The following is a 24145-nucleotide window of genomic DNA, read 5'->3' on the forward strand; positions in this document are numbered from 1 at the left end:
ACGTACGACAACTGAAGACATGCAATTCACACCAGGAGCGACCGCACGTCCGGCCCGGTCCTCGGTAGTGGCCTTCGGATCCGCTCACCGATCTCGCGATCGCCGAGCCGCCGAGCCGCGGGCCTCGATCGAAGACCGGCCCTGTCGACCGACAGGCACCCATGGCGGATAGGGGCAACCCCCTGGATTGAGGAGGGCCGCCAGGCCCGTCTCGAAATCTGGAAGATCCGCCGACGAGAGGCGGACGCCGCGGATCGCTCCGCGAAGAGAAAGCAGAGCCCACTCACTCATGTCAGGCTCAGAACCCATCATCACCGCCGTCGAGACCGTTCTGGACAACGGCAAGTACGGCCAGCGCAAGGTCAAGTTCGAGACGGGCCTCCTGGCCCGCCAGGCCGCCGGCTCCGTGACGGCCTACCTCGACGACGAGACGATGCTGCTCTCGGCGACGACCGCCTCCAAGCAGCCCAAGGAGCACTTCGACTTCTTCCCCCTCACGATCGACGTCGAGGAGCGGATGTACGCCGTGGGCCAGATCCCCGGCTCGTTCTTCCGCAGCGAGGGCCGCCCGGGCGAGGACGCGATCCTCACCTGCCGCCTCATCGACCGGCCGCTGCGCCCGACCTTCAAGAAGGGCCTGCGCAACGAGGTCCAGGTCGTCATCACCGTGATGGCGCTCGACCCGAACATGCCGTACGACGTGCTGGCGATCAACGCCGCGTCGATGTCGACCCAGCTCTCCGGCCTGCCGTTCTCCGGCCCGGTCGGTGGCGTGCGCGTCGCCCTGATCGAGGGCCAGTGGGTCGCGTTCCCGACCCACGCCCAGCTCGAGACGGCCGTCTTCGACATGGTCGTCGCCGGCCGCGTCACCGACACCGGCGACGTCGCGATCATGATGGTCGAGGCCGAGGCCACCGAGGAGACCATCGCGCTCGTGCAGGGTGGCGCCCAGGCGCCGACCGAGGAGGTCGTGGCCGGTGGCCTCGACGCCGCGAAGCCGTTCATCAAGCAGCTCATCGAGGCCCAGGTCGAGCTCGCCCGCGAGGCCGCCAAGCCCGTCCAGGACTTCCCGGTCTTCCTCGACTACGAGGACGACGTCTACGCCGCCGTCGAGGCCGAGGTGAAGGACGCGACCGCCGCGGCCCTCACGATCGCTGGCAAGCAGGAGCGCCAGGACAAGCTCGACGAGATCAAGGCCGGCCTCCTCGAGTCGCTCGGCGAGAAGTTCGCGGGTCGCGAGGGAGAGATCGGCGCCGCCTACCGCTCCCTCAACAAGACGCTCGTGCGCGAGCGCGTGCTGCGCGACAAGATCCGCATCGACGGCCGCGGCCTCGCCGACATCCGTCCGCTGCACGCCGAGGTCGGCGTCGTCCCGCGGGTCCACGGCTCCGCGCTCTTCGAGCGTGGCGAGACCCAGATCCTCGGTGTCACCACCCTCGACATGCTCAAGATGGAGCAGCAGCTCGACACCCTCTCCCCGGAGAAGTCGCGCCGCTACATGCACAAGTACGTCTTCCCGCCGTTCTCCACCGGCGAGACCGGCCGCGTGGGCTCGCCCAAGCGCCGCGAGGTCGGCCACGGCGCCCTGGCGCGCCGCGCCATCCTGCCGGTGCTGCCGTCGCGCGAGGAGTTCCCCTACGCGATCCGCCAGCTCTCCGAGGCCATGGGCTCCAACGGCTCGACCTCGATGGGCTCGGTCTGCGCCTCGACCCTGGCGCTCCTGCACGCCGGTGTGCCGCTGAAGGCACCGGTGGCCGGCATCGCCATGGGTCTCATCTCGGGCGAGATCGACGGCAAGACGGAGTACGTCGCTCTCACCGACATCCTCGGAGCCGAGGACGCCTACGGCGACATGGACTTCAAGGTCGCCGGCACGCGCGAGTTCGTCACCGCCCTGCAGCTCGACACCAAGCTCGACGGCATCCCGGCCGACGTGCTCGCCAAGGCCCTCAACCAGGCCCGCGACGCCCGCCACGCCATCCTCGACGTGATGGCCGAGGCCATCGACGCCCCCGAGGAGATGTCGATCCACGCGCCGCGGATCATCACGATCAAGGTGCCCGTGGACAAGATCGGCGAGGTCATCGGCCCCAAGGGCAAGGTGATCAACCAGATCCAGGACGACACCGGCGCGACGCTGTCCATCGAGGACGACGGCACCGTCTATATCGGTGCCACCAACGGCGAGGCCGCCGAGGCCGCGCGCAACGCCGTCAACGCGATCGCCAACCCGACGATGCCCGAGGTCGGCGAGCGCTACCTCGGCACCGTCGTGAAGACGACCAACTTCGGCGCCTTCGTCTCGCTGCTCCCGGGCAAGGACGGCCTGCTGCACATCAGCAAGCTGCGCGGCCTGGCCGGTGGCAAGCGCGTCGAGGCCGTGGAGGACGTCCTCTCCGTGGGCCAGAAGGTCCAGGTCCAGATCGCCGAGATCGACGACCGCGGCAAGCTCTCGCTCGTCCCGGTGGTCGAGGAGGAGGCCGGCTCCGAGGAGTCGGCCGAGGTCGAGGCGACTGACGCCGAGGCGACTGACGCCGAGTGACCACTCGTCCCACCCGTGGTGCGACCGGCCGGCAGTCCGCTGCCGGCCGGTCGTCCCGCTTGAGCGACCTGTCCCAGGGACCCGGCCGCACCCTGACCCTCCACGAGGTCGAGGATGCCGACGGCCAGGTCACCTCCCGGGTGCGTCGGACCGTCCTGCCCGGCGGCCTGCGCGTCATCACCGAGCAGATGGCCGGCGTGCGCTCGGCGAGCATCGGCGTCTGGGTCGACGTCGGCTCCCGTGACGAGACACCGGCGCTGCACGGCTGCTCCCACTTCCTGGAGCACCTGCTCTTCAAGGGCACCCGCGAGCGCAGCGCGCTCGACATCTCGGTGGCCCTCGACGCGGTGGGCGGCGAGTTCAACGCCTTCACCGCCAAGGAGTACACCTGCTTCCACGCGCGGGTCCTCGACGCCGACCTGCCGATGGCGATCGACGTCCTCGGCGACATGATCACCTCCTCCACGATCTCCAGGCCCGACGTCGACGCGGAGCGGGACGTGATCCTCGACGAGATCGCGATGCACGACGACGACCCCGACGACGTGGTGCACAACCTGTTCGCCCACCAGGCGTGGGGCGACGGCCCGCTCGGCCGGCCGATCGCCGGGACGGTCGACTCGATCACGGCGATGACCCGCGACCAGGTCGCCAGGTTCTACCGGCGCCACTACCGCGCCGACAACATGGTCGTCGCCGTGGCCGGCAACCTCGACCACGCGACCGTCGTGCGGCAGGTGCGCACGGCGTTCTCCCGCAACGGCTTCCTCGCCGCCGACTCCCTGCCCGGCCGGCCGCGGGCCACGACCCGGGTCCGCCGGGTGACGCCGGGGCAGTCGCGCACGTCCCGGCCCTTCGAGCAGGTCAACGTCGTGCTCGGGATGAACGGCATCACCCGCACCGACGAGCGGCGCTGGGCGCTCGGCGTACTCAACACCGCCCTCGGCGGCGGCACCTCCTCCCGCCTCTTCCAGGAGGTGCGCGAGCACCGCGGCCTGGCCTACTCGGTCTACTCGTTCGCGAGCCACCACGCCGATGCCGGCCTCGTGGGCGTCTCCGTGGGCTGCCTGCCCAACAAGCTCGACGACGTGCTCTCCACCGTGCGGGCCGAGCTCGCCAAGGTGGCTGCCGACGGCATCACCGAGGAGGAGCTGGTGCGTGGCAAGGGCCAGCTCCGCGGCGGCCTCGTGCTCGGCCTGGAGGACTCCGGCTCGCGGATGTCGCGGCTCGGCAAGGCCGAGCTGGTCTACGACGAGCTGCTCACCATCGACGAGGTGCTCGCGAAGATCGAGGGCGTGACCCTCGACGAGGTGCGCGCCGTGGCGTGCGAGCTGTTCAGCCAGCCCGAGCTGCTGGCCATCGTCGGGCCGGCCTGAGCGGCGCTGACCCGGCTCGGGCCGGTCAGCGCTTGCCGATGATGCCGATGACGGCCGGCGCCTTCTGCTCGACGACAGAGACGCGGAAGCCGGCCTTCAGCAGGGCGTCGGACGTCTTCTTGACGATGTTGGGCACCAGCTCGGAGCGGTGGGCGTCGAAGAAGAGGTAGACCGAGCCGCCGGGGACGACCCGCTCGTGCAGCAGGGCGACCTCGTCGTCGCAGTTGCGCACCCAGAACAGGTTGACGTTGAACGCGAAGACCTTGTTGAGCCGCTTCACCGGCACCCGGAGGGTCGCCAGGTCGATCTGGCGGACGACGAGGCGCCCGGCCTCCACGTACTTGATGTTGCGGCGCTTCGTGCGGTCGACGCCCGACTCGGAGCGGTCGATCGCGAAGAGCTTGCCGGTCTCGAGCTTGCTGCAGATCAGCTCGGCCCCCGCGCCTGGCCCGCATCCGATCTCGAGGACCTGGTCACCCGGCTGGACATCCATGAGCTCGACCGCCCAGTGGATGCGGGGCGGGATCGTCTGCAACGGCATGGCGCCAAGCCTGCCACTAGGTGGTTCGCGAGTCAGCCACCGCCACCCGTTGACATCGACGACAGTAGGTTGTGACGCGTGGACGACGTGATCAAGGTGGGCGTGCTGGGTGCTGCGGGCAAGGTCGGCAGCGAGATCTGTACGGCGGTCGAGGCGGCCGAGGGCACCGAGCTGGTGGCCAGGGTGGGCTCGGACGACGACATCACCGACCTGGTGACTGCGGGGGCCGAGGTCGTCGTCGACTTCACCCATCCCGACGTGGTGATGGACAACCTGGAGTTCTGCATCGACCACGGCATCCACGCGGTGGTCGGGACCACCGGGTTCGACGAGGGCCGCTTGGCCCAGCTGCGCTCCTGGCTGGAGCTGTCTCCCGGCACCGGCGTGCTCATCGCCCCCAACTTCTCCATCGGCGCCATCTTGATGATGCGGTTCGCGGCCGTCGCAGCCCCGTTCTACGAGTCGGTCGAGATCGTCGAGCTGCACCACCCGACGAAGGCCGACGCTCCCTCCGGCACGGCGCGCCGCACCGCCGAGCTGATCGCCGCCGCCCGCCGTGAGGTCGGCAGTCCGCCGATGCCCGACGCCACGTCCACCGCGCTCGACGGTGCCCGCGGCGCGGTCGTCGACGGGGTGCCGGTGCACGCGCTGCGCATCCGCGGGCTGGTCGCCCACCAGGAGGTCGTGCTCGGTGGCCCGGGCGAGACCCTCACGATCCGCCACGACTCGCTGGACCGCGCCTCCTTCGCCCCCGGCGTCCTCGCCGGTGTCCGGGCGATCGGGCAGCACCCCGGGCTCACCGTGGGGCTGGAGCACTTCCTCGACCTCGACTGACGCCTGGCCGACGCTCGCGGCAGGTAACACGGTGGAACTGCAGCTCCCACGGTTGCCGGCGGCCGTGCCAGTTGCAGTTTCACCGTGTTACAGCAGCCGGAGGCCAGCCGCCACGGCCGCCGCACCGATGACCACGACGAGGAACGGCGCGCGCAGCAGCAGGGCGACGAAGGCGAACGCCAGGCCGGCGGCCCGCGCGTCCACGGTGAGCCCGGGGCCCGCGGCGAATACCTGCACGGCGACCAGCGCCGCGAGCAGGGCGACGGGGATCAGGTCCGCGACTCGCTCGACGAGCGGGTGGTCGAGGACCCGCGCGGGCACGGACATCCCGGCGAGCTTGAGCAGGTAGCAGCCGACGCAGGCCAGCAGGACCGCGGTCCACATCAGGGGTGACCCCCTGCGACGTCGTCGGGGCCCGGGACCTCCGTCGGGTCGGGACTGCGGCTGAGCAGGCCGCCGAGCAGCGCCACCCCTCCGGCGGCGAGCACGGGCACCCCGGCCGGAGTGGCCGGCACGAGGACGAGGGCCACTGTGGCGGCCACCAGTCCGATCGCCCGGTTGCGGTGGTCCCGGAGGCGCGGCCAGAGCAGGGCGAGGAACGCCGCCCCGACGGCCGCGTCGAGGCCGTAGGTCCGCGGATCGCCGAGGGCGCGCCCGGCGAGGGCGCCGGCCAGGGTGGCGGCGTTCCAGAGCACGAAGACCGCGAGCCCGGTGCTCAGGAAGCCCAGCCGGGCGGCGGCCCGGGAGTCGCGCGAGACCGACATCGCGGTCGACTCGTCGATCACGAGGTGGGCTGCGGCGACCCGGCGCCAGCCGCGCCAGTCGAGCAACGGCGCCAGCCGCAGGCCGTAGAGAGTGTTGCGGGTGCCGAGCAGGAGTGCGGTCATCGCGCCGCTGACCGGCGAGCCGCCCGCGGCCACGACTCCCACGAGTGCGAACTGGGAGGCGCCGGTGAACATGAGCAGCGACAGCGCGCAGGTCTGCAGCTCGCTGAGGCCGGAGGCGACGCCCACGGCGCCGAAGCTCACGCCGTACGCGCCCGTGGCGAGGCCCACGGCGAGGCCGTCGCGGACGATGCCCCGCGATCCGGCATCCGGATCCGAACCGATGGGTCCCGAGCCGGAAGACGGATCGAGCGGGTCGGGCGAGCTCATGCGAGCGCGGTGTGGAGGCGCACCTGCCTGACGAGCGTCGTGCCGGTGCCGTCCAGGTCGAGCTCTCGGTGGGCGCCGTCGGCGGCCCAGCCGGCGCCCGTGAGGAAACCGCGCAGGGCGTCGTCGCTGGCGATCGTCCAGCAGACCGCCCGGGTGAAGCGGTCCGCCACCATGGTGTCGACCGCCGCCTGCAGGAGGCGCGAGCCGTGGCCCTTGTGCTGCTCGGCAGGGTCCAGCGTGAGGTCGGAGAGCTCGCCGTCGGCGACCGGGTCGCAGTCCGGATCGGTGGCCGGTGCGGTCAGGGCGAAGCCGGTCACCCGGTTGCGCTCGAGGGCCACGAGCACCCGCTGGCGAGCGTCCCCGGGCCGGGTCAGCGAGACGCGCCAGGCCTCGGCGACCGTCGCGACGTCGGTCGGCAGCGCGCCGGCCGGCAGCACCGCGGCGTACTGCTCCCGCCACGCGCGCAGCTGCAGCTCGGCGATCGCCGGGGCGTCGTCTGCCCAGGCGATCCGGACCGAGACGTCGGCCGTGGGGGAGGAGTGGCTCATGCCACGCAACGCTAGCCGGTGCCGGGAGCGGCTAGGACGCCCGTGCCGCCACCAGCGCGACCACCTGCTCCGGTGCCTCGAGCATCGGCAGGTGGCCGGTCGCCACCCGGGTCACGGGGGCGTCCAGCTCGGCGGCGAACGTCTCCTGGAGACCGACCGGGAACTCGGTGTCCCGCTCCGTGAGGAGGTAGGCCCGGCGGGCGGGCCAGGTGCGCGCAGGGGTGCCGTCGAGGAAGAGGGCCTTCGGGGCCGGCACGAAGTCGGCCACCACCCGGTCGGCCGTCGCCTCGTCGACTCCGGCGCAGAGACCACGGATCGCCTTCTCGGACGGCCGGGTGCCGGCCAGCCGCACCACGAGCGGGATCACGTGCCGCATCGGGAAGGGCAGGGCGCCAGCGAACGACCGGCCGGCCGCCGGCACGCTGGCGCTCAGCCCGGTGACCGACGCGACCCGCTCGGGCGCCAGGGCGGCGACGGCCGCCGCGACGACGCCTCCCGCCGAGTGGGCGACGAGGTGGAGGCGCTCCGCCTCGGCCGCCGCCAGGGCAGCCCGGGCCAGGTCGTCGAGCGACGTCGCCCCTGGCGGGACCGGTGCCACCACCGAGGGCAGGTCGAGGCGGCCGCGCACCTCGTCCCAGATCCAGTCGGGCAGGCCGGCGCCGGAGAGCAGGAGCAGCTGGTCAGTCGTCATGGGCTGACCGTAGGGGACGCCGCGGACAGATGCTGTCCGCGGTCAGCGGTAGGTCTCGGGCAGCTTCTGCCCGATCTTCACCTGGGCCTTCGGGAGCCGCATGAACTTCATCTGCAGCGCCCGCATCACGGCGTAGTAGGTCGCGCCCTTGACCGACTCTCCGGGGAAGCGGCGCGCCAGCTCCCGGCGGAGCCGGAAGCGGAGGATCACCATGTCGAGCACGATCAGCAGCAGCGCGCCGAAGAGCACCGAGTTGGCGACGCCGGCGAGGTAGGTGCTGCCGGAGTAGCCGAGGATCAGGGTGACCACCAGGATCGGCACCATCAGCTCGATGAACGAGAACCGCGAGTCCACGAAGTCGCGCACGAACCGTCGCATCGGGCCACGGTCGCGGGCCGGCAGGTAGCGCTCGTCTCCGGTCTTCATCGCCTCGCGGATCTTGCGGCTCGACTCACCGCGCACGGCGCGGGCGGCGGCGGCCTGCTCCTTGCGGGTGCGGGGCGCCTTGGCGCGTGCACGCGCCAAGGCCTCCGCCTCCTTGCGCGTAGGCGTGGGACGACCCTTGCCGCTGCCAGATGAGGCCGGCGTGGGGTCGGTGGTGGAGGAAGTCTCGGTCTTGCTGCGACGGAACAACGCGGGCCTTCGAGGGAGCGGAGCGGCGGATCGGGCGGGCCCAGCCTACCGGCGTGCGACGTGGGCGGCAGGCCAGCCTGTCCCGTGCTTGGGTTTGGTCCTAGGGTGAAGACACCACGAGGGACACATCACCAGAGAGGGCCGCACCCCGATGAGCCTGATGAAGCGGATGAGCCTGATCTTCAGGTCCAAGGCCAACAAGGCGCTGGACCGCGCCGAGGACCCGCGCGAGACGCTCGACTACAGCTACCAGCGCCAGCTCGAGCTGCTCAGCAAGGTGCGCCGCGGTGTCGCCGACGTCGCCACCAGCCGCAAGCGCGTCGAGTTGCAGGTCAACCAGCTCCAGCAGCAGTCCGCCAAGCTCCAGGGCCAGGCGGAGAAGGCCATCGCCGCGGGCCGTGAGGACCTCGCCCGCGAGGCCCTCACCCGCAAGTCCGGCCTCACCACCCAGATCAACGACCTCAAGGCGCAGCACGCCAACCTCCAGGGCGAGGAGGAGAAGCTGGTCCTCGCGCAGCAGCGGCTGCAGGCGAAGGTCGAGGCCTTCCGCACCCGCAAGGAGACGATCAAGGCCAACTACACCGCCGCGGAGGCCCAGACCCGCATCGGCGAGGCCATGTCCGGCATCGGCGAGGAGATGGGCGACGTCGGCCTCGCGATCCAGCGTGCCGAGGACAAGACGGCGCAGATGCAGGCCCGCGCCGGCGCCATCGACGAGCTGATCGCCTCCGGCGCCCTCGACGACGCCTCCCAGCTCAACGCCGGCGACGACATCGCCCGCGAGCTCGACGCGCTCAGCTCCACCCAGGACGTCGAGGCCGAGCTCGCCCGCCTCAAGGCCGGCTCCCAGCCGGAGGCGATCGAGTCCGCCGACGACGGTGGCGACATCCTCAGGGCCGAGCCCGAGACCTCGACCGTCGAGGGCGAGCAGGGGGGCCGGGCATGATCGTCCGGATCCTGGGGGAGGGCCAGTACGACGTCTCCGACACCGTCGTCGACGCGCTCAACTCCCTCGACGCGCAGGTCGAGTCGGCGATCGAGGCGGGCGACGAGGAGTCGTTCCGCACAGCCCTCGAGGCCCTGCTCGCCGGCGTCCGTGAGCGGGGCACGGCCCACCCGGCCGACTCGCTCGACGAGTCCGACCTGATCCTGCCGCCCGGCGACGCGACCCTCGAGGAGGTTCGCGAGCTGCTCGGCGACGAGGGCCTGATCCCCGGCTGAGATGGCGCACTCCCGCTTCATCAAGGACACCGGGCTCACCGTCCGGATGACGCTGGTGATGTTCCTGCTCGGCGGCCTCTTCGTCGCGCTCGTCGTGGCACTGATGTACGCGCTTCCGGAATACGCCCTGCTCATCGGCCTCGCCGGCATCGGTGTCGCCGTCTACCAGTGGTGGAGCTCCGACAAGGTCGCGATGAGGGCGATGCGGGCCCGCGAGGTCACCCCGGAGGAGGCGCCCGAGCTGCACGGCATGATCGACCGGCTCTGCGCCCTGGCCGACATGCCCAAGCCCCGCGTGGGCGTGTCCGACCTCGACCTCCCCAACGCCTTCGCCACCGGCCGCTCGCCCGATCGCGCGGTGGTCTGCGTGACGACCGGCATCCTCCACAAGCTGACCGCCGAGGAGCTCGAGGCGGTGCTGGCGCACGAGCTCAGCCACGTCGCACACCGCGACGTACTCGTGATGACGATCGCCAGCTCCGCCGGCATCCTCGCCGGCATGCTCACCCGCGGCGCGCAGTTCGGCCTGGGCGGCCGGAGCCGCAACAGCGCCGCCGGCGTGGTCGCGGTGCTGCTCGTCAGCCTGGTCGTGTACGCCGTGAGCTTCCTGCTGCTGCGCCTGCTCTCGCGCTACCGCGAGCTGTGCGCGGACCGCTCGGGCGCCTACCTCACGCTCAAGCCGGCCGCGCTCGCGTCCGCCCTCCAGAAGATCAGCGGCGAGTCCGCCTCGATCCCGCAGCGCGACCTGCGCCAGACCGCCCCGGCCGTCAGCGCGCTGTGCATCGTGCCGGCGATCAGTGGCGCCTCGCTGCGCACCCTCGCGGCGACCCACCCGCCGCTGGAGAAGCGGCTCGAGCAGCTCGCCCGCATCCAGGCCGAGCTGTCGCGGCCGGGAGGCTGAGGTGCGGATCTGGGACGCGCTCACCGGGCGACGGCCGGCCAAGGCCAACGACCTCGATGCCCTGTTCCTGGTGCCGAGCGCGGCGATCACCCTGCAGACGGCGGCCGGCTTCACCCCGACGGGCTCGGGATCCGTCTGCTACCGCTCGGCAGCCGGGGCGGCGTTCAGCCAGCTGCAGGACGAGGTCGTGTCGCTGATCCGCGACGACCCGGACGCCCCCGACGTCACCGTCTCCACGGACCGCTACGGCTTCACCTGGCTGGTCACCCAGGACGACCCGGCCGACATCTCCGGGCTGTGCACCGACCTGCACGCCGTCAACACCACGCTCGAGGCGCAGGGCTTCGCGTCCGGGCTGCTGTGCTCGATGCTGCCGTTCACGGACGGGCGCCGGACCTTCGGCCTCGTCTACCTCTACAAGAGCGGCACCTTCTACGCCTTCGCCCCGGCGGGCGAGCACCAGCGCGACAACCTGCTCGAGATCTCCGTGCGCGACCACCTGGCCGCCGAGCTCCCGATGGAGCCCGACCTGCAGAAGTGGCTTGCCCTCTGGGACGCTCCAGGGCTATGACGCCGGGCCGGGATCAGTCCCGGTGCGACTTGCCGGGCAGCGACAGCATCCGCTCGAGGGCCACGAGGGCGTCGCGCTCGGTGTCGGGGTCGACCGTGATCTGGTTGACCACCTGGCCGGCGACGAGCGACTCCATGGCCCACACGAAGTGGGGGAGGTCGATGCGGTTCATCGTCGAGCAGTAGCAGACGTTGCGGTCGAGGAAGACGATGTTCTTGTCCGGGTGGGCGTCCGCGAGGCGCTTGACGAGGTTGAGCTCGGTGCCGATCGCCCAGGTGGTGCCGGGCTCGGCGGCCTCGATCGTCTTGATGATGAACTCGGTCGAGCCCACGAGGTCGGCCTTGAGCACGACCTCGTGCTTGCACTCGGGGTGCACCAGGATCTTGATGTCCTCGTGCTGGGCGCGCAGCTCGTCGACGACGGCCTCGCTGAAGCGGCCGTGCACGGAGCAGTGGCCCTTCCAGAGGATCATCTTCGCGTCCTGCAGCTGCTGGGCCGTCAGGCCGCCGCCGGGCTTCTGCGGGTCCCAGACGACGCAGTCGTCGAGGGAGAAGCCCATCTTCAGCACCGCGGTGTTGCGGCCCAGGTGCTGGTCGGGGAGGAAGAGGATCTTGGCGTCGGGCTTCTGCGCGAAGGCCCACTCGAGCGCCACGTCGGCGTTGCTCGAGGTGCACACGACACCGCCGTTGCGTCCGCAGAACGCCTTGATGTCGGCGCTGGAGTTCATGTAGGTGACCGGCACGACACTGCCCTGGACGCCGGCGTCGGCCATCGCGTCCCAGGCGTCCTCGACCTGTGAGAGCCGCGCCATGTCGGCCATCGAGCAGCCCGCGGAGAGATCGGGGAGGATCACCTTCTGCGTGTCGGCGGTGAGGATGTCGGCCGACTCGGCCATGAAGTGCACGCCGCAGAAGACGATGAACTCGGCCTCCGGCCGGGCCGCCGCGTCGCGCGCGAGCTTGAAGGAGTCGCCGGTGACGTCGGCGAACTGGATGACCTCGTCGCGCTGGTAGTGGTGGCCCAGCACGAACACCCGGTCGCCCAGGGCCTCCTTGGCCTTGCGGGCACGCGCCACCAGGTCGGGGTCGGACGCCGCAGGCAGGTCGCCCGGGCACTCGACGCCGCGCTCGGTGGTGAGGTCGCGTCCCTTGCCCAGCGGCAGCAGCGGCAGGTCGATCGTCGTCATGCCCCCATCCTATTGGGCTCGCGGGCGCAGCCTCAGAGCATGCTTCCGTGGTGGATGTACGGCGCCGGGGGCTTCATGCCGCGGAGGGCGAGATAGCCGCTCTGGTGGAGCGCCAGCCCCGCCTCCAGGCCGACGTCGATCGCCCACTCGTTGACGGCGGTGACGTGGTTCACGTCGACGGTGCCGCCCGGCGGTGAGGAGGCGAGTGCCTCCCACAGCAGTGCCGAGGCCGTACGCCGGTTGGTGGCGGCCACGAGCGCCGGCGATCCCGACTCGTCGACGTATGCGTAGCCCTGCCCGGTCGTGCGGTCGACCACGAGCAGCCGGAACTGGTCGAGCAGCAGCTGGTGGTCGGACCCGTGCGCGGCGCCGCGGGTCTGGCGGTCCACGGAGTCCATCAGGTCGAAGTCGCCGGCCGATCCCACACGGACGCGGTCGGTGACCGGGATCCGGTCGCGCTCGACCGTGCCGGTCAGGAGCATCTGCGGGTGGAGCGTGAACCCGGCCAGGCGGTAGCGACGGGCGGCCGCCGGATCCGCCGACGACGCGAGCATCCCACGCAGGCAGCCGCGGCCGTGGTGCATCGCGGCGGCGAGCAGCTGCAGCCCGATGCCGCGTCCCTGCAGCCCCGGCCGCACGGCGTAGGACGCGAGGATCCACATCAGCTCACGCACCCGCGAGACCGCGCAGCCGACGACCTCGCCGTCGAGCTCGGCGACCCAGCAGCCGCCGGGGTCGGTGCGCAGCGTGTGCGCCGTGCGTCGGATCCAGTGCGCGTCGCGCTCGGGAGCGCGCGGGGCGGGATCGGGCCAGGACCGCTGGAAGGTGCGCGCGTCGACCTCGTAGTAGGCCGAGGCGGTGAGCCGCGCCATCGCTGGGAGGTCCGCGTCGGTCGCGGGCCGGATCAGGACGTCGTGCGGACTGGTTGCCATGGCGCGCCGATCGTATGCCGTGCCCCCGGTCGGTCGAGCGAAGTCGAGACCCGGCGCAGGGCAGGATGAGGCCATGCGCATCCTGGTCGCCCCCGACAAGTTCGCCGGCACCCTGACGGCGGTCGAGGCGGCCGACGCGATCGCCACCGGCTGGGGGCGGCACGCGCCGGACGACGTGCTCGACCTCGCGCCGATGGCCGACGGCGGCCCGGGCTTCGTCGACGTCCTGCAGGCGGCGCTCGGCGGGGAGCTGCTGGGCGTGACCGTCCAGGCGCCGCACGGCGACCAGGTGCCGGCGACCGTGCTGTTCGTCGAGGACACGGCGTACGTCGAGAGCGCCCAGGCCTGCGGGCTGCACCTCCTCGCGGGCGGCGCGGAGCTGGGGTCGACCTTCGGCGTGGGCCAGCTGCTGCTGGCGGCCGTGGAGAGCGGCGCCCGGCGGATCGTGGTCGGGCTTGGCGGCTCCGGCACCAACGACGGCGGTGCCGGGCTGCTCGCGGCCCTGGGCGCCACCTCCGACGGCATCCTCGACAGCGGCGCCATCACGCTCGACACCGTCTCGAAGGTGGACCTCGCCCCGGCGGTCGCGGTCCTCGAGGGCGTGTCGCTGGTCGCTGCCACCGACGTGGACATCCCGCTCACCGGACTCTTCGGCGCCACCAAGACCTTCGGCCCACAGAAGGGCATCCCCGAGGAGCGGCTCGTCGAGGTCGACGGCTGGCTCGAGACGTTCGCCGCCGCGGTGGACCGCCGGGTCGCCCTGGAGAAGGGCGCCGGGGCGGCCGGGGGGCTCGGCTTTGCGCTGCTCGCGCTCGGCGCGACCCGGGAGCCCGGCATCGGTCTCGTGGCCTCCGCCGTCGACCTCGCGGCCCGGGCGCGGCTGGCCGACGTCGTGGTCACGGGGGAGGGCGCCTTCGACTTCAGCTCCCGCTCGGGCAAGGTGCCGTACGGCGTGGCCGAGGTGGCCGCCGAGGCGCTGCGCCCCTGCGTGGCCCTCGCGGGCCGGGTCCTGGTCGGCGCGCGGGAGATGCGGGCGCTCGGCATCGAGTCGGCCTACTCCCTCGTCGACCTGGTGGGGGAGGAGCGGGCGTTCGCCGATCCGGCCGGCTCGCTGGCCGACCTCGCCGAGCGGGTCGCCCGCACCTGGTCGCGCTGACCCGGCTGGTTTGCACAGCTGACGCGTGTCGAGTCGGCTGGTTTGCACGCGCGAACGGCGTCGAGTCGGCTGGTTTTGCGGGCGCGAGCCTGTGCAGATGCGCCGACTCGGCGGATCGCGGGTGTGCAGATGCGCCGACTCGGCGGGTCGCGGGTGTGCAGATGCGCCGACTCGGCGGGTCGCGGGTGTGCAGATGCGCCGACTCGGCGGGTCGCGGGTGTGCAGATGCGCCGACTCGGCGGAGAGGTCGGGGAATAACCGCGCGTATGCGACCATTGGGGGAGGTAACCGCCTGAACCGACTCATTGGGAGCATCACATGACCGAGCAGGTCGAGACCGCCACTGACCGCCGCACCGACCAGATCAACCTCAGCCCGGTCGCGGCTGCCAAGGTCAAGAGCCTCCTCGAGCAGGAGGGCCGCGACGACCTCGCGCTCCGCATCTCCGTCCAGCCGGGTGGCTGCTCGGGCCTGCGCTACCAGCTGTTCTTCGACGAGCGCACGCTCGACGGCGACGTGACCACCGACTTCGACGGCGTCACCGTGGTCGTCGACCGGATGAGCGTCCCCTACCTCAACGGCGCGATGATCGACTTCGTCGACAGCATCGAGAAGCAGGGCTTCACGATCGACAACCCCAACGCGACCGGCTCCTGCGCCTGCGGCGACTCGTTCCACTGATCTGTCAAGACGAAGGCCCCCAACCTGAGGTTGGGGGCCTTCGTCGTCCTCGACCGGCGGAAGGGCTCAGTCGAGGTGGAGGTGCAGCGCGCCGGCGAGGCGCGCAGCCGCCTCGCTGATCGGGATGTCGCGCTTGGCGACCTCACGCGGGAAGTCCTCGAAGTGGAGGCTGGGAGGGGTCGAGACGGCCTTGCGAGCAGCCTTCTCGAGGCGCAGGTTGACGCCCACGGCACGGCAGTCGGCGGCCATCTCCTGGGTCGGGGCGAGCTCGTCGTAGGGCAGGTGCGAGGCGGGCTTCGACTGGGGCATGCCACCGACGCTAGGGGCTACTACGGGGTATCCCCAGCGGTACCGCCGGGTAGTGTTCCGCCGTGCCTCTTCTGATCGCCGGGTCCATCGCGACCGACCACCTGATGACGTTCGCCGGCAAGTTCACCGACAGCCTCGTCGTCGACCAGCTCGACAAGCTCTCGGTGTCCTTCCTGGTCGACGACCTGGAGGTACGCCGCGGCGGCTGCGCCGCGAACATCTGCTTCGGCCTCGGCAACCTCGGGCTGCGGCCGGTCCTGGTCGGCGCGGTCGGCGAGGACTTCACGGAGTACCGCTCCTGGCTCGAGCGCCACAACGTCGACTGCGACTCCGTGCACGTGTCCGAGACCCGCCACACCGCCCGGTTCGTCTGCACCAACGACGCCTCGATGGCGCAGATCGCCAGCTTCTACCCCGGCGCCATGAGCGAGTCACGCGAGATCGAGCTCAAGCCGATCGCCGACCGCGTCGGCGAGCCCGACTTCGTGCTCATCGGCCCCGACGACCCGCAGGGCATGCGCCGCCACACCGACGAGTGCCGCCACCGCGGCTACCCCTTCGTCGCCGACCCGTCGCAGCAGCTCGCCTTCGGCGACGGCGACCTGATCCGCCATCTCGTCGACGGCGCCGAGATCCTGTTCTCCAACGAGTACGAGGCCAGCCTGATCACGCAGAAGACCGGCTGGTCGCGCGAGGAGGTCCTCGGCCGGGTCGGCACCTGGGTGGTCACGCTGGGCGCCGAGGGCGTCCGGATCGACAGGATGGGCGAGGACTCCATCACCGTGGCCGCGGTCCCGGAGATCGAGAAGGTCGAGCCGACCGGCGTCGGCGACGCCTTCCGGGCCGGCTTCCTCGCTGCGCTCAGCTGGGGCCTGGGCCACGAACGCGCCGCCCAGCTCGGCTGCCTGCTGGCGGTCTACGTGGTCGAGCAGGTCGGCACGCAGGAGTACGTCCTGTCCCGCGACGCCTTCCTCAAGCGCTGCGAGGCGACGTACGGCGCGGACGTCGCCGCCGACTTCGAGCCGCACCTGGTCACCCTGCACCCGTGACTCGCGCCGCTGTAACGCCGGGTTAGTTGCTGTAGGCCCCCTGAAATTTCATAGGCACTACAAGCCGTAACCCGGCGTTACAGCGCGGCTCAGCTCAGCCGCCGCACGAGGTAGCGCGGCGCGCCGTCGTCGGCGGTGTCCTCGCCGACGTACTCCTGGTCCCGCATCCGGCACCACGCCGGGACGTCGACCCGCGCGGCGACGTCGTGGGCGACCACGCCGACGACCTGCCCCACCTCGACGTCGCCGAGGTGCCGCGCGAGCTCGATGACCGGCATCGGGCACCGCATGTCCCGGCAGTCGAGCTCCAGATCCGGCTCGGGGAGCTCGCCGGAGCCGGGCTCCAGGCGGGACTTGTAGCCGTTCACAGTCCCACCCTGCCCCGCAGCTCGCGCACGACCTCGGGCAGCACGTCGCAGAACGCCTCCACGTCGGCCCTGGTGGTGTCGCGCTGCAGGGAGAGGCGCACGTTGCCGTGGGTCAGCACGCCCATCGCCTCCAGCACGTGGCTCGGCGCGAGCGTCGACGCCGTGCAGGCCGAGCCGCTCGCGATCCCGAAGCCGCGCCGGTCGAGCTCGTGGACCAGCGCCTCGCCGTCGACGTAGAGGCAGGAGAACGTGACCAGGTGGGGGAGCCGGTCGACGGGATCGCCGACGACCTCGACGTCGGGCACCTCGCGGGCCACCCGGTCCCGCACCAGGTCGATGAGGGCGTGCTGCTCGGGATTGACCCGGTCGCGCTCGGCGACGACTGCCTGCAGCGACGCCGCCGCCGCCAGGGCTGCCGGCACGTTCTCGAAGCCGGTGATCCGCTCGTCGATGCGGTCGTCGCCGGGGAAGGGGTTGCGCCAGCGGGCGCCCTTGCGCACGAGGAGTACGCCGACTCCGGCGGGGCCGCCCCACTTGTGCGCCGAGCCCGCCGCGACGGTCCAGCCGTCCGGCAGCGGGAGGCGGCCCATCGAGGCGCAGGCGTCGGTGAAGAGCGGGACGTCGCTGGGCAGCTCGAGTTCGCCGACCGGCTGCAGGGTGCCGACCTCGTGGTTGGCGGTCTGGAGCGCGACGACCGCGACACCGGGCGCGGCGGCCTCCTGCACGAGGTCACCGTCGTGCGCACGGCCGTGGGAGTCGACGCTGACCTGCCGGCCGGTCGCGCCCCACGCGACCGCATGCAGGACCGACGAGTGCTCCACGGAGGGGTGCACCACGATGTCGCCGCGCCGGGAGCCCCGGACCAGGCCCAGCAGGCCGCGGTGGACCGCGTCGGTGCCGCTGGAGGTGAACGTCACCTCGTCGGGCCGTACGCCGAGGGCGTCCGCCGTGGCCTCGCGGGCGTTGTCGAGGAGCAGCCGGGCGTCGCGCGCGCTGCCGTGGAGGCGCCGCGGGTCGGCGTACCCCCGCTCCAGCGCCGCCTGGAGGACCTCCCGCGCGGCGGGGTGGAGCGGCGCCGAGGACGCCGCGTCGAGGTCGACGCGACCGCGTGCCGGGTCGTTGCTCACACCGCGAACCTAGACCAAGCCCACGACCGCTCCACGACACCGGACCCGCCCCGTCGGCCGGGTCGGGATTCCGATAGTGTGCGACCTGTCGAGACTGACCGAGAGAGAGGCTCGTTCGTGGGTCTGCAACTCCCCAAGCGCATCGCCGCGCCCGCACGCCGGGCTGCGACGGCTGTGATGCTGGGCTTCTTCGCCCTGACGGTGGCCGCCTGTGGTGACGCCGCGGACAAGGACCAGATCGCGCGTCTGGCCATGCCCGACCCGGCCACCGAGCAGGCTCCGGCCACGTTCGAGCTGTGGAAGTGGGCGTGGGTGGCCGCGATGATCACCGGCGTCATCGTGTGGGGCCTGATCTTCTGGGCCATCTGGCGCTACCGCCGCCGCAGCGACGACGAGGTCCCGATCCAGACCCGCTACAACCTGCCGCTCGAGATCTTCTACACGATCGCCCCGATCATGATGGTCGTCGTCTTCTTCTACTGGACCGTCGACGTCCAGAACAAGATGACCCACATGGAGGACGACCCCGACATCACCATCGACGTCGTCGGCCAGAAATGGCAGTGGACGTTCAACTACACCGGCCAGGGCGAGGGCGGCAGCACGCCCTACACCGTCGGCACCGGCAGCCAGCGGCCGACGCTGGTGCTGCCCGTCGACCAGACCGTGCAGTTCAACCTGCAGTCGCCCGACGTGATCCACTCCTTCGGCATCGACGCGTTCCTGATGAAGATGGACGTCGTGCCCGGCCGGATCAACCAGTTCCAGGCCACGCCGACCGTGGTCGGCGACTACAACGGCAAGTGCTTCGAGCTCTGCGGGACCTACCACTCGCGGATGCTCTTCGACGTCAAGATCGTCGACCAGGCGGACTACGACGCCTACCTCGCCGACCTGGCCGCCCAGGGCTTCGAGGCCGAGGAGCCGCTGCTCGGCGGCGAGGCGGCCCGCACCCAGCACGGCCTCGCTGAGGACGACTCCCAGGAAGGGGCACACGAGTGACCGCCACCGCCGCTCCGACGACCGGAGCGCCGCGCAAGGAGCTGGGCCACCAGGTGGTCCGCATCCTCACCACCACCGACCACAAGCTGATCGGCAAGCTCTACCTCGGCACGTCGTTCGGCTGGTTCATGGTCGCCGGCCTGATGGCCATGCTGATCCGCTCCGAGCTAGCCTTCCCCGGCCAGCAGGTGGTGAACGACGAGCTCTACAACCAGCTCTTCACCATGCACGGCACGATCATGCTGCTGCTGTTCGCGACGCCGCTGTTCTTCGGCTTCGGCAACGTGATCATGCCGCTGCAGATCGGCGCTCCCGACGTCGCGTTCCCGCGCCTGAACATGTTCAGCTACTGGCTGTTCCTCTTCGGCGGCCTGATCGCCGGGGCCGGCTTCCTCACCCCCGAGGGCGCCGCGTCGTTCGGCTGGTTCGCCTACACGCCGCTCTCCGACGCGGTGAACACCCCCAGCGTCGGCGGCGACCTGTGGATCATGGGCCTCTGGATGGCCGGTCTGGGCTCGATCCTGGGTGCGGTCAACTTCATCACCACGATCATCTGCATGCGCGCACCCGGCATGACCATGTTCCGGATGCCGATCTTCGTGTGGAACACGATGATCACGTCGCTGCTCGTGCTGATCGCGTTCCCGATCCTCGCCGGCGCGCTGCTCTCGCTCGAGGCCGACCGCCTGCTGGGCGCCCACGTCTTCGACACCGCCCACGGCGGGCCGATCCTGTGGCAGCACCTGTTCTGGTTCTTCGGCCACCCGGAGGTCTACATCATCGCGCTGCCGTTCTTCGGCATCGTGACGGAGATCCTCCCGGTCTTCAGCCGCAAGCCGATCTTCGGCTACGTCGGCCTCGTCGGCGCCACGCTCGGCATCGCGATCCTCTCGGTCGCGGTGTGGGCGCACCACATGTTCGTCACCGGCGCGGTCGACCTGCCGTTCTTCTCCGGCATGACGTTCCTGATCGCGGTGCCCACCGGCGTGAAGTTCTTCAACTGGATCGGCACGATGTGGGGCGGGTCGGTCTCGTTCGACACGCCCATGCTGTGGTCGATCGGCTTCCTGACGACCTTCCTCTTCGGTGGCCTCACCGGCATCATCCTGGCCAGCCCGCCGCTGGACTTCCACGTCTCCGACTCCTACTTCGTGGTGGCGCACTTCCACTACGTCGTCTTCGGCACCGTGGTGTTCGCGATGTTCGCCGGCTTCTACTTCTGGTGGCCGAAGATGACCGGCCGGATGCTCGACGAGCGCCTCGGCAAGCTGCACTTCTGGCTGCTCTTCGTCGGCTTCCACACGACCTTCCTCGTCCAGCACTGGCTGGGTGTCGAGGGCATGCCGCGCCGCTACGCCGACTACCTCCCGGAGGACGGCTTCACCACGCTCAACCAGGTGTCCACCATCGGTGCGTTCCTGCTGGGTGCCTCGACGCTGCCGTTCCTCCTCAACGTCTACCTCTCCCGCAAGGCGCCGCTCGTCGGCGTCGACGACCCGTGGGGCTGGGGCCGCTCGCTCGAGTGGGCCACCAGCAGCCCGCCGCCGCGGCACAACTTCGTGTCGCTGCCGCGGATCCGCTCGGAGTCGCCGGCCTTCGACCTCCACCACCCGGAGATCGCCGCGCTGGAGCTGCAGGAGAACGAGGCGGAGCGTGAGGGCCGCCTGGCCGACGCGCCGGACGTCGAGGGCCGCGAGGAGATGCTCGAGCAGCGCACCGGACACGAGATCACCGACGACCCCGAGGGAGGCCAGCGATGAAGGCTGAGGCCTGGATCTTCATCCTCACCACGATCTTCCTGGTGCTGGTCACCCCGGCCTACTGGTTGATCGCCGGTGACTGGACGGGCACGTCCGCGCTCACGATGACCACGCTGCTCACCCTGATGGTCTCGCTCTACCTCGGCTTCCACGCGGCCCGCATGGACCCCCGTCCCGAGGACCGCAAGAACGCCGAGATCGCCGACGGCGCCGGCGAGCTGGGCTTCTTCCCGCCCTACTCCTGGTGGCCGCTCTGGTGCGCGCTCACCCTCGGGGTGTGCGTGTTCGGCGTCGCGATGGGCGCCTGGTGGCTGTTCATCATCGGCGGCGCGATGGGGATGATCGCGCTCAGCGGCTGGATCTTCGAGTACTACCGGGGCGAGCACGCCCACTGACGCTCCACCCGGCTCGGCCCCGTCGGCTGGGCTCCCGCACGCGTCTCGCGTGACGGAGTCCACGCCCGGTGGGGCCGATCTGCGTGGGTGTGGCAGTTAGGCTGTCTGGGCTCATCCACGTCAGCACGGGGGACTCGCCATGCCAGCCACGCTCGGTCGCGCCAGCGCGCCGGCCCGCCGCCGTACGTCGCTCGCCGCTGCCGCCGTGCTGGTGACCGCGGGCCTCGCGGGCTGTGACGCATCGCCGGCCGACCTGATCCCGGGCGACGACGCGACCGCCGCGGGCAAGGCCGCGCGCGTGAAGGTGCGCCTCAACTCCCGCGACACAACCGCCGTGCCGGTCGACCGCCTGCTGAGGGTGCGGGCGGCGCGAGGCACGCTGCGCCGCGTGCGGGTGACGTCCGAGGCCGGTGCCCTGCCCGGAAAGCTTTCGGGCTCCGCGTGGCGCGCCACGGAGCGCCTGGAGCCCGGCACCGACTACGTGGTCCGCACGGTCTCCGAGCGCGCCGACGGCACCGTGCAGCGCGACCGCAGCCAGCTGCACACCCAGGACCTCACGCTCGACGAGCAGACGTTCGCAGCCGTGGCGCCGCTCGAGGGGGAGACCGTCGGCGTCGGCATGCCCGTCATCGTCTCCTTCGACGTCGCGGTCACCGACAAGGCAGCCTTCGAGCGGCACATGCGGGTCACCAGCGAGCCCGCCCAGCCCGGCACCTGGCACTGGCTCAGCGACCGCGAGGCCCACTGGCGTCCCAGGACCTACTGGAAGCCCGGCACCGACGTCACGGTCGACCTCGACCTCAACAGCCTGCCCGCCGGCGGCGGGGTCTACGGCCAGGAGGACCGCACGGTGTCCTTCGACATCGGCGACTCGGTGATCCACCGCGTCGATGCCGCGGCGCACGTGATGAAGACCTACATCAACGGTGCGCTCGCCCGCACCACGCCGGTCAGCGCCGGCAAGCCCGGCTTCGAGACCCGCTCGGGGACCAAGGTGGTCATCGAGAAGCACCGCTTCAAGACGATGGACGCCGCCACGACCGGCATCGCCGAGGGCGACCCGGAGTACTACAACATCGAGGACGTGGAGTACGCCCTCCGCGTGACTTACTCCGGGGAGTTCCTCCACGCCGCACCCTGGTCGGTGGGGTCGCAGGGGAGTGCCAACGTCAGCCACGGCTGCGTCGGCATGAGCACCCGCGATGCCGCCTGGGTCTACGACGTGTCCAAGCGCGGCGACGTCGTCGAGGTGACCGGCACCGACCGCTGGATGGACCTCACCAACGGCTACGGCGACTGGAACGCCTCCTACGCCGACTACAAGGCCGGCTCCGCCCTCGGCTGACGCCGAGCAAGCGGAAGGGCCCGGACCAATCGGTCCGGGCCCTTCTCGCCTGCGTCAGTCCAGCACGCCTCAGTGGCCGCGGAGCGGGGCCTCGTCGGGCGTGTGGTCGGCGTGGCCGTCGAACTGGTGGCCGTCGGCCGGCCGGTCCATGCCGGACGCGTGCTCCAGCTCGTGCTCGTGCTCGGCGTGGTGGTGCGCCTCCTCGAGCTCGGACGTGGTCGGCTTCTGGACGTTGTTGGCGAACATCCCCTGCGAGAGCCTGGCCCGGAGCTTGCGGACCGGGTAGCCCTTGTCCCGCACGCCCTGGCCGTCGGTGGGCTGGGGGTCCGGGACCACCACGTCACGGTCGCGTGCGGTGAGCGAGTAGGCCCGCTCCGTGCTGATCGGCAGGTGGCGCTCGGAGTAGCCGCCCTCCGGGGACCGCATGATGATGCCGGTCTCGTAGCCGTGCAGCAGCACCTCGTTGTCGTGGCGCTGCAGCGAGATGCACCAGCGACGGGCGAGGAAGAAGACCAGCACCGGGACGACGAAGATCGCGACCCGCATGAAGTAGGTGATGTAGTTCAGGTTCAGGTTGAACTTGAGCGCCAGGATGTCGTTGCCGCCGGCGGCCCAGAGCAGGCCGTAGGCGGTGATCATCGCCGCGAGGAACGCGGTGCGGGTCGGGGCGTTGCGCGGGCGCTGGAGCAGGTGGTGCTCGCGCTTGTCACCGGTCACCCAGGCCTCCAGGAACGGCCAGGCCAGCACCATCATCAGCAGCGCGACGGGCGCGATCTGACCGGGCAGGAAGACGTTCCAGGAGATGGTGACCCCGAAGATGTGGGTCTCCCAGCCGGGCATGATCCGCAGCAGGCCCTCGGCGATGCCCATGTACCAGTCGGGCTGGGAGCCAGCGGTCACCTTGGACGGGTCGTAGGGGCCGTACTTCCAGACGGGGTTGATGGCCAGCAAGCCGCCCATGGTGGCGCACACGCCGAAGACGATGAAGAAGAAGCCACCGGCCTTGGCGGCGTACACCGGGAGCAGCGGGTAGCCGACGACGTTCTGCTCGGTGCGGCCGGGGCCAGGCCACTGCGTGTGCTTGTGGTAGACGAGCAGCAGCATGTGGGCGGCGATCAGGGCCAGGATCAGGCCGGGGATCAGCAGCACGTGGGCGATGTAGAGGCGGGGGATGATGAGCTCACCGGGGAACTCGCCACCGAACATGAAGAACGACATGTAGGTGCCGACCACCGGAGTGGCCTTGACCAGGCCGTCCGCGATGCGGAGGCCGGTGCCGGAGAGCAGGTCGTCGGGGAGGGAGTAGCCCGCGAAGCCCTCGACGATGCCCAGCAGGATCAGCACGCCGCCGATCACCCAGTTGAGCTCGCGCGGCTTGCGGAAGGCGCCGGTGAGGAACACGCGCATCAGGTGCACCAGCATCGCCGCGATGAAGAGCATCGCCGCCCAGTGGTGCATCTGGCGCATCAACAGGCCGCCGCGCACGTCGAACGAGATGTTCAGCGTCGAGGCGTAGGCCTCGGACATGTGGATGCCGCGGAGCTGGTCGTAGGAGCCCTCGTACTGGATCTCCGCCATACTCGGCGTGAACCACAGGGTGAGGAAGACGCCCGAGAGCAGCAGGACGACGAAGCTCCACAGCGCGATCTCGCCCAGCATGAAGGACCAGTGGTCGGGGAAGACCTTGCGGATCTGCTTCTTCATGGCGGTCGCCAGGCCGAGGCGCTCGTCGGCCCAGGTCCCGACGCCGGCGAGGGGCGACGGCCTGCCGGTCGTGGCCGCCGTCGTGCCGTTCGTGGAGGCGATCTTGGTGGTGTCCATGT

Annotated in this window: 26 protein-coding genes; 14 read left to right on the forward strand and 12 right to left on the reverse strand. The window is 71.1% G+C overall.

The features are described 5' to 3' along the window. The first annotated feature begins 289 nt into the window (after positions 1–289). Entirely contained in the window at positions 290–2542 is a 2253-nt protein-coding gene (locus DDE18_RS10075) for a polyribonucleotide nucleotidyltransferase (protein ID WP_116572136.1), read from the forward strand. After that, positions 2539–3918, forward strand: a complete 1380-nt coding sequence (locus tag DDE18_RS10080) for a M16 family metallopeptidase (RefSeq protein ID WP_116572137.1) — start codon at positions 2539–2541, stop codon at positions 3916–3918. The genes DDE18_RS10075 and DDE18_RS10080 overlap by 4 nt, the downstream gene beginning before the upstream one ends. Before the next feature lie 25 nt (positions 3919–3943). Here DDE18_RS10080 and DDE18_RS10085 read toward each other — a convergent pair whose 3' ends face one another. Beyond that, positions 3944–4459, reverse strand: coding sequence for a class I SAM-dependent methyltransferase (locus tag DDE18_RS10085; RefSeq protein WP_116572138.1), 516 nt, complete (start codon positions 4457–4459; stop codon positions 3944–3946). An 87-nt stretch (positions 4460–4546) separates the two neighbouring features. Between DDE18_RS10085 and dapB the strand changes: the two genes are divergently transcribed. Next, positions 4547–5293, forward strand: coding sequence for a 4-hydroxy-tetrahydrodipicolinate reductase (gene dapB / locus DDE18_RS10090; protein ID WP_116572462.1), 747 nt, complete (start codon positions 4547–4549; stop codon positions 5291–5293). Between the two features lie 87 nt (positions 5294–5380). Here dapB and DDE18_RS10095 read toward each other — a convergent pair whose 3' ends face one another. From DDE18_RS10095 to DDE18_RS10115, 5 genes are read right to left on the reverse strand one after another with little or no spacing between them, the layout of a single operon-like run. Then, complete coding sequence (locus DDE18_RS10095; RefSeq protein WP_116572139.1) at positions 5381–5677, reverse strand: AzlD domain-containing protein; 297 nt, start codon at positions 5675–5677, stop codon at positions 5381–5383. Beyond that, positions 5677–6447 carry an AzlC family ABC transporter permease gene (locus tag DDE18_RS10100; RefSeq protein ID WP_116572140.1) on the reverse strand — a complete coding sequence of 257 codons (771 nt, stop codon included), beginning with the start codon at positions 6445–6447 and terminating at the stop codon, positions 5677–5679. Before DDE18_RS10100 ends, DDE18_RS10095 begins: the two co-directional genes overlap by 1 nt. Then, a complete protein-coding gene (locus DDE18_RS10105) occupies positions 6444–6995 on the reverse strand; it encodes a GNAT family N-acetyltransferase (protein ID WP_116572141.1) in 552 nt (183 codons plus the stop codon). Before DDE18_RS10105 ends, DDE18_RS10100 begins: the two co-directional genes overlap by 4 nt. 31 nt (positions 6996–7026) lie before the next feature. Next, on the reverse strand, positions 7027–7686 hold the full coding sequence (locus DDE18_RS10110; protein ID WP_116572142.1) for an alpha/beta fold hydrolase: 660 nt from the start codon (positions 7684–7686) through the stop codon (positions 7027–7029). A gap of 42 nt (positions 7687–7728) precedes the next feature. Beyond that, positions 7729–8319, reverse strand: a complete 591-nt coding sequence (locus tag DDE18_RS10115; protein ID WP_116572143.1) for a DUF3043 domain-containing protein — start codon at positions 8317–8319, stop codon at positions 7729–7731. 151 nt (positions 8320–8470) lie between these two features. Here DDE18_RS10115 and DDE18_RS10120 point away from each other — a divergent pair, with 151 nt between their 5' ends. From DDE18_RS10120 to pspAB, 4 genes are read left to right on the forward strand one after another with little or no spacing between them, the layout of a single operon-like run. After that, entirely contained in the window at positions 8471–9265 is a 795-nt protein-coding gene (locus DDE18_RS10120; RefSeq protein ID WP_211754501.1) for a PspA/IM30 family protein, read from the forward strand. Beyond that, entirely contained in the window at positions 9262–9540 is a 279-nt protein-coding gene (gene pspAA / locus DDE18_RS10125; protein ID WP_116572144.1) for a PspA-associated protein PspAA, read from the forward strand. The genes DDE18_RS10120 and pspAA overlap by 4 nt, the downstream gene beginning before the upstream one ends. A gap of 1 nt (position 9541) precedes the next feature. Then, the gene (htpX, locus tag DDE18_RS10130) at positions 9542–10441 is read left to right on the forward strand and encodes a zinc metalloprotease HtpX (protein ID WP_116572145.1); all 900 of its coding nucleotides are present in this window, start codon (positions 9542–9544) and stop codon (positions 10439–10441) included. A 1-nt stretch (position 10442) separates the two neighbouring features. After that, positions 10443–11012, forward strand: coding sequence for a PspA-associated protein PspAB (gene pspAB / locus DDE18_RS10135; RefSeq protein WP_116572146.1), 570 nt, complete (start codon positions 10443–10445; stop codon positions 11010–11012). A gap of 13 nt (positions 11013–11025) precedes the next feature. Here the strand turns inward: pspAB and nadA are convergent, their stop codons facing one another. Both nadA and DDE18_RS10145 read right to left on the reverse strand, forming a co-directional pair. After that, entirely contained in the window at positions 11026–12198 is a 1173-nt protein-coding gene (nadA, locus tag DDE18_RS10140) for a quinolinate synthase NadA (protein ID WP_116572147.1), read from the reverse strand. A 32-nt stretch (positions 12199–12230) separates the two neighbouring features. Further along, a complete protein-coding gene (locus DDE18_RS10145; RefSeq protein WP_116572148.1) occupies positions 12231–13130 on the reverse strand; it encodes a GNAT family N-acetyltransferase in 900 nt (299 codons plus the stop codon). Positions 13131–13203: 73 nt separating this feature from the next. Here DDE18_RS10145 and DDE18_RS10150 point away from each other — a divergent pair, with 73 nt between their 5' ends. Both DDE18_RS10150 and erpA read left to right on the forward strand, forming a co-directional pair. After that, the gene (locus DDE18_RS10150; RefSeq protein WP_116572149.1) at positions 13204–14286 is read left to right on the forward strand and encodes a glycerate kinase family protein; all 1083 of its coding nucleotides are present in this window, start codon (positions 13204–13206) and stop codon (positions 14284–14286) included. 318 nt (positions 14287–14604) lie between these two features. Further along, positions 14605–14967 carry an iron-sulfur cluster insertion protein ErpA gene (gene erpA, locus DDE18_RS10155; protein ID WP_116572150.1) on the forward strand — a complete coding sequence of 121 codons (363 nt, stop codon included), beginning with the start codon at positions 14605–14607 and terminating at the stop codon, positions 14965–14967. 66 nt (positions 14968–15033) lie between these two features. On the opposite strand, the gene DDE18_RS10160 is transcribed toward erpA, so the two are convergent. Next, entirely contained in the window at positions 15034–15276 is a 243-nt protein-coding gene (locus DDE18_RS10160) for a hypothetical protein (RefSeq protein ID WP_116572151.1), read from the reverse strand. A 62-nt stretch (positions 15277–15338) separates the two neighbouring features. Between DDE18_RS10160 and DDE18_RS10165 the strand changes: the two genes are divergently transcribed. Further along, a complete protein-coding gene (locus DDE18_RS10165) occupies positions 15339–16325 on the forward strand; it encodes a carbohydrate kinase family protein (protein WP_116572152.1) in 987 nt (328 codons plus the stop codon). 89 nt (positions 16326–16414) lie between these two features. Here DDE18_RS10165 and DDE18_RS10170 read toward each other — a convergent pair whose 3' ends face one another. After that, a complete protein-coding gene (locus tag DDE18_RS10170; RefSeq protein ID WP_245916577.1) occupies positions 16415–16693 on the reverse strand; it encodes a sulfurtransferase TusA family protein in 279 nt (92 codons plus the stop codon). Next, positions 16690–17820 carry a cysteine desulfurase family protein gene (locus tag DDE18_RS10175; protein ID WP_116572153.1) on the reverse strand — a complete coding sequence of 377 codons (1131 nt, stop codon included), beginning with the start codon at positions 17818–17820 and terminating at the stop codon, positions 16690–16692. The genes DDE18_RS10170 and DDE18_RS10175 overlap by 4 nt, the downstream gene beginning before the upstream one ends. 117 nt (positions 17821–17937) lie before the next feature. Between DDE18_RS10175 and ctaC the strand changes: the two genes are divergently transcribed. The 4 genes from ctaC (at position 17938) to DDE18_RS10195 (ending at position 22322) form a co-directional block, all read left to right on the forward strand. Next, positions 17938–18822, forward strand: coding sequence for an aa3-type cytochrome oxidase subunit II (gene ctaC / locus DDE18_RS10180; protein ID WP_245916579.1), 885 nt, complete (start codon positions 17938–17940; stop codon positions 18820–18822). After that, on the forward strand, positions 18819–20582 hold the full coding sequence (gene ctaD / locus DDE18_RS10185; protein ID WP_116572155.1) for an aa3-type cytochrome oxidase subunit I: 1764 nt from the start codon (positions 18819–18821) through the stop codon (positions 20580–20582). The genes ctaC and ctaD overlap by 4 nt, the downstream gene beginning before the upstream one ends. Next, the gene (locus tag DDE18_RS10190; protein WP_116572156.1) at positions 20579–20977 is read left to right on the forward strand and encodes a cytochrome c oxidase subunit 4; all 399 of its coding nucleotides are present in this window, start codon (positions 20579–20581) and stop codon (positions 20975–20977) included. The genes ctaD and DDE18_RS10190 overlap by 4 nt, the downstream gene beginning before the upstream one ends. A 139-nt stretch (positions 20978–21116) precedes the next feature. Further along, positions 21117–22322 (forward strand): L,D-transpeptidase, encoded by a 1206-nt coding sequence (locus tag DDE18_RS10195; protein ID WP_116572157.1) that lies wholly within the window; start codon positions 21117–21119, stop codon positions 22320–22322. Between the two features lie 69 nt (positions 22323–22391). Here DDE18_RS10195 and qcrB read toward each other — a convergent pair whose 3' ends face one another. Then, positions 22392–24143: a cytochrome bc1 complex cytochrome b subunit gene (gene qcrB, locus DDE18_RS10200; protein ID WP_116572158.1), complete on the reverse strand. Its 1752-nt coding sequence runs from the start codon at positions 24141–24143 to the stop codon at positions 22392–22394. Positions 24144–24145 lie beyond the last annotated feature (2 nt).

This window comes from Nocardioides gansuensis (assembly GCF_003076135.1).
Lineage (GTDB): Bacteria > Actinomycetota > Actinomycetes > Propionibacteriales > Nocardioidaceae > Nocardioides > Nocardioides gansuensis.

What these genes read in the sequence shown, in the direction of transcription:
- DDE18_RS10075 (WP_116572136.1), top strand. Translation starts at nt 290, where the DNA reads ATGTCAGGCTCAGAACCCATCATCACCGCCGTCGAGACCGTTCTGGAC.
- DDE18_RS10085 (WP_116572138.1), bottom strand. Translation starts at nt 4,459, where the DNA reads ATGCCGTTGCAGACGATCCCGCCCCGCATCCACTGGGCGGTCGAGCTC.
- DDE18_RS10095 (WP_116572139.1), bottom strand. Translation starts at nt 5,677, where the DNA reads ATGTGGACCGCGGTCCTGCTGGCCTGCGTCGGCTGCTACCTGCTCAAG.
- DDE18_RS10100 (WP_116572140.1), bottom strand. Translation starts at nt 6,447, where the DNA reads ATGAGCTCGCCCGACCCGCTCGATCCGTCTTCCGGCTCGGGACCCATC.
- DDE18_RS10105 (WP_116572141.1), bottom strand. Translation starts at nt 6,995, where the DNA reads ATGAGCCACTCCTCCCCCACGGCCGACGTCTCGGTCCGGATCGCCTGG.
- DDE18_RS10110 (WP_116572142.1), bottom strand. Translation starts at nt 7,686, where the DNA reads ATGACGACTGACCAGCTGCTCCTGCTCTCCGGCGCCGGCCTGCCCGAC.
- DDE18_RS10120 (WP_211754501.1), top strand. Translation starts at nt 8,471, where the DNA reads ATGAGCCTGATGAAGCGGATGAGCCTGATCTTCAGGTCCAAGGCCAAC.
- pspAA (WP_116572144.1), top strand. Translation starts at nt 9,262, where the DNA reads ATGATCGTCCGGATCCTGGGGGAGGGCCAGTACGACGTCTCCGACACC.
- htpX (WP_116572145.1), top strand. Translation starts at nt 9,542, where the DNA reads ATGGCGCACTCCCGCTTCATCAAGGACACCGGGCTCACCGTCCGGATG.
- nadA (WP_116572147.1), bottom strand. Translation starts at nt 12,198, where the DNA reads ATGACGACGATCGACCTGCCGCTGCTGCCGCTGGGCAAGGGACGCGAC.
- DDE18_RS10145 (WP_116572148.1), bottom strand. Translation starts at nt 13,130, where the DNA reads ATGGCAACCAGTCCGCACGACGTCCTGATCCGGCCCGCGACCGACGCG.
- DDE18_RS10150 (WP_116572149.1), top strand. Translation starts at nt 13,204, where the DNA reads ATGCGCATCCTGGTCGCCCCCGACAAGTTCGCCGGCACCCTGACGGCG.
- erpA (WP_116572150.1), top strand. Translation starts at nt 14,605, where the DNA reads ATGACCGAGCAGGTCGAGACCGCCACTGACCGCCGCACCGACCAGATC.
- DDE18_RS10160 (WP_116572151.1), bottom strand. Translation starts at nt 15,276, where the DNA reads ATGCCCCAGTCGAAGCCCGCCTCGCACCTGCCCTACGACGAGCTCGCC.
- DDE18_RS10190 (WP_116572156.1), top strand. Translation starts at nt 20,579, where the DNA reads ATGAAGGCTGAGGCCTGGATCTTCATCCTCACCACGATCTTCCTGGTG.
- DDE18_RS10195 (WP_116572157.1), top strand. Translation starts at nt 21,117, where the DNA reads ATGCCAGCCACGCTCGGTCGCGCCAGCGCGCCGGCCCGCCGCCGTACG.
- qcrB (WP_116572158.1), bottom strand. Translation starts at nt 24,143, where the DNA reads ATGGACACCACCAAGATCGCCTCCACGAACGGCACGACGGCGGCCACG.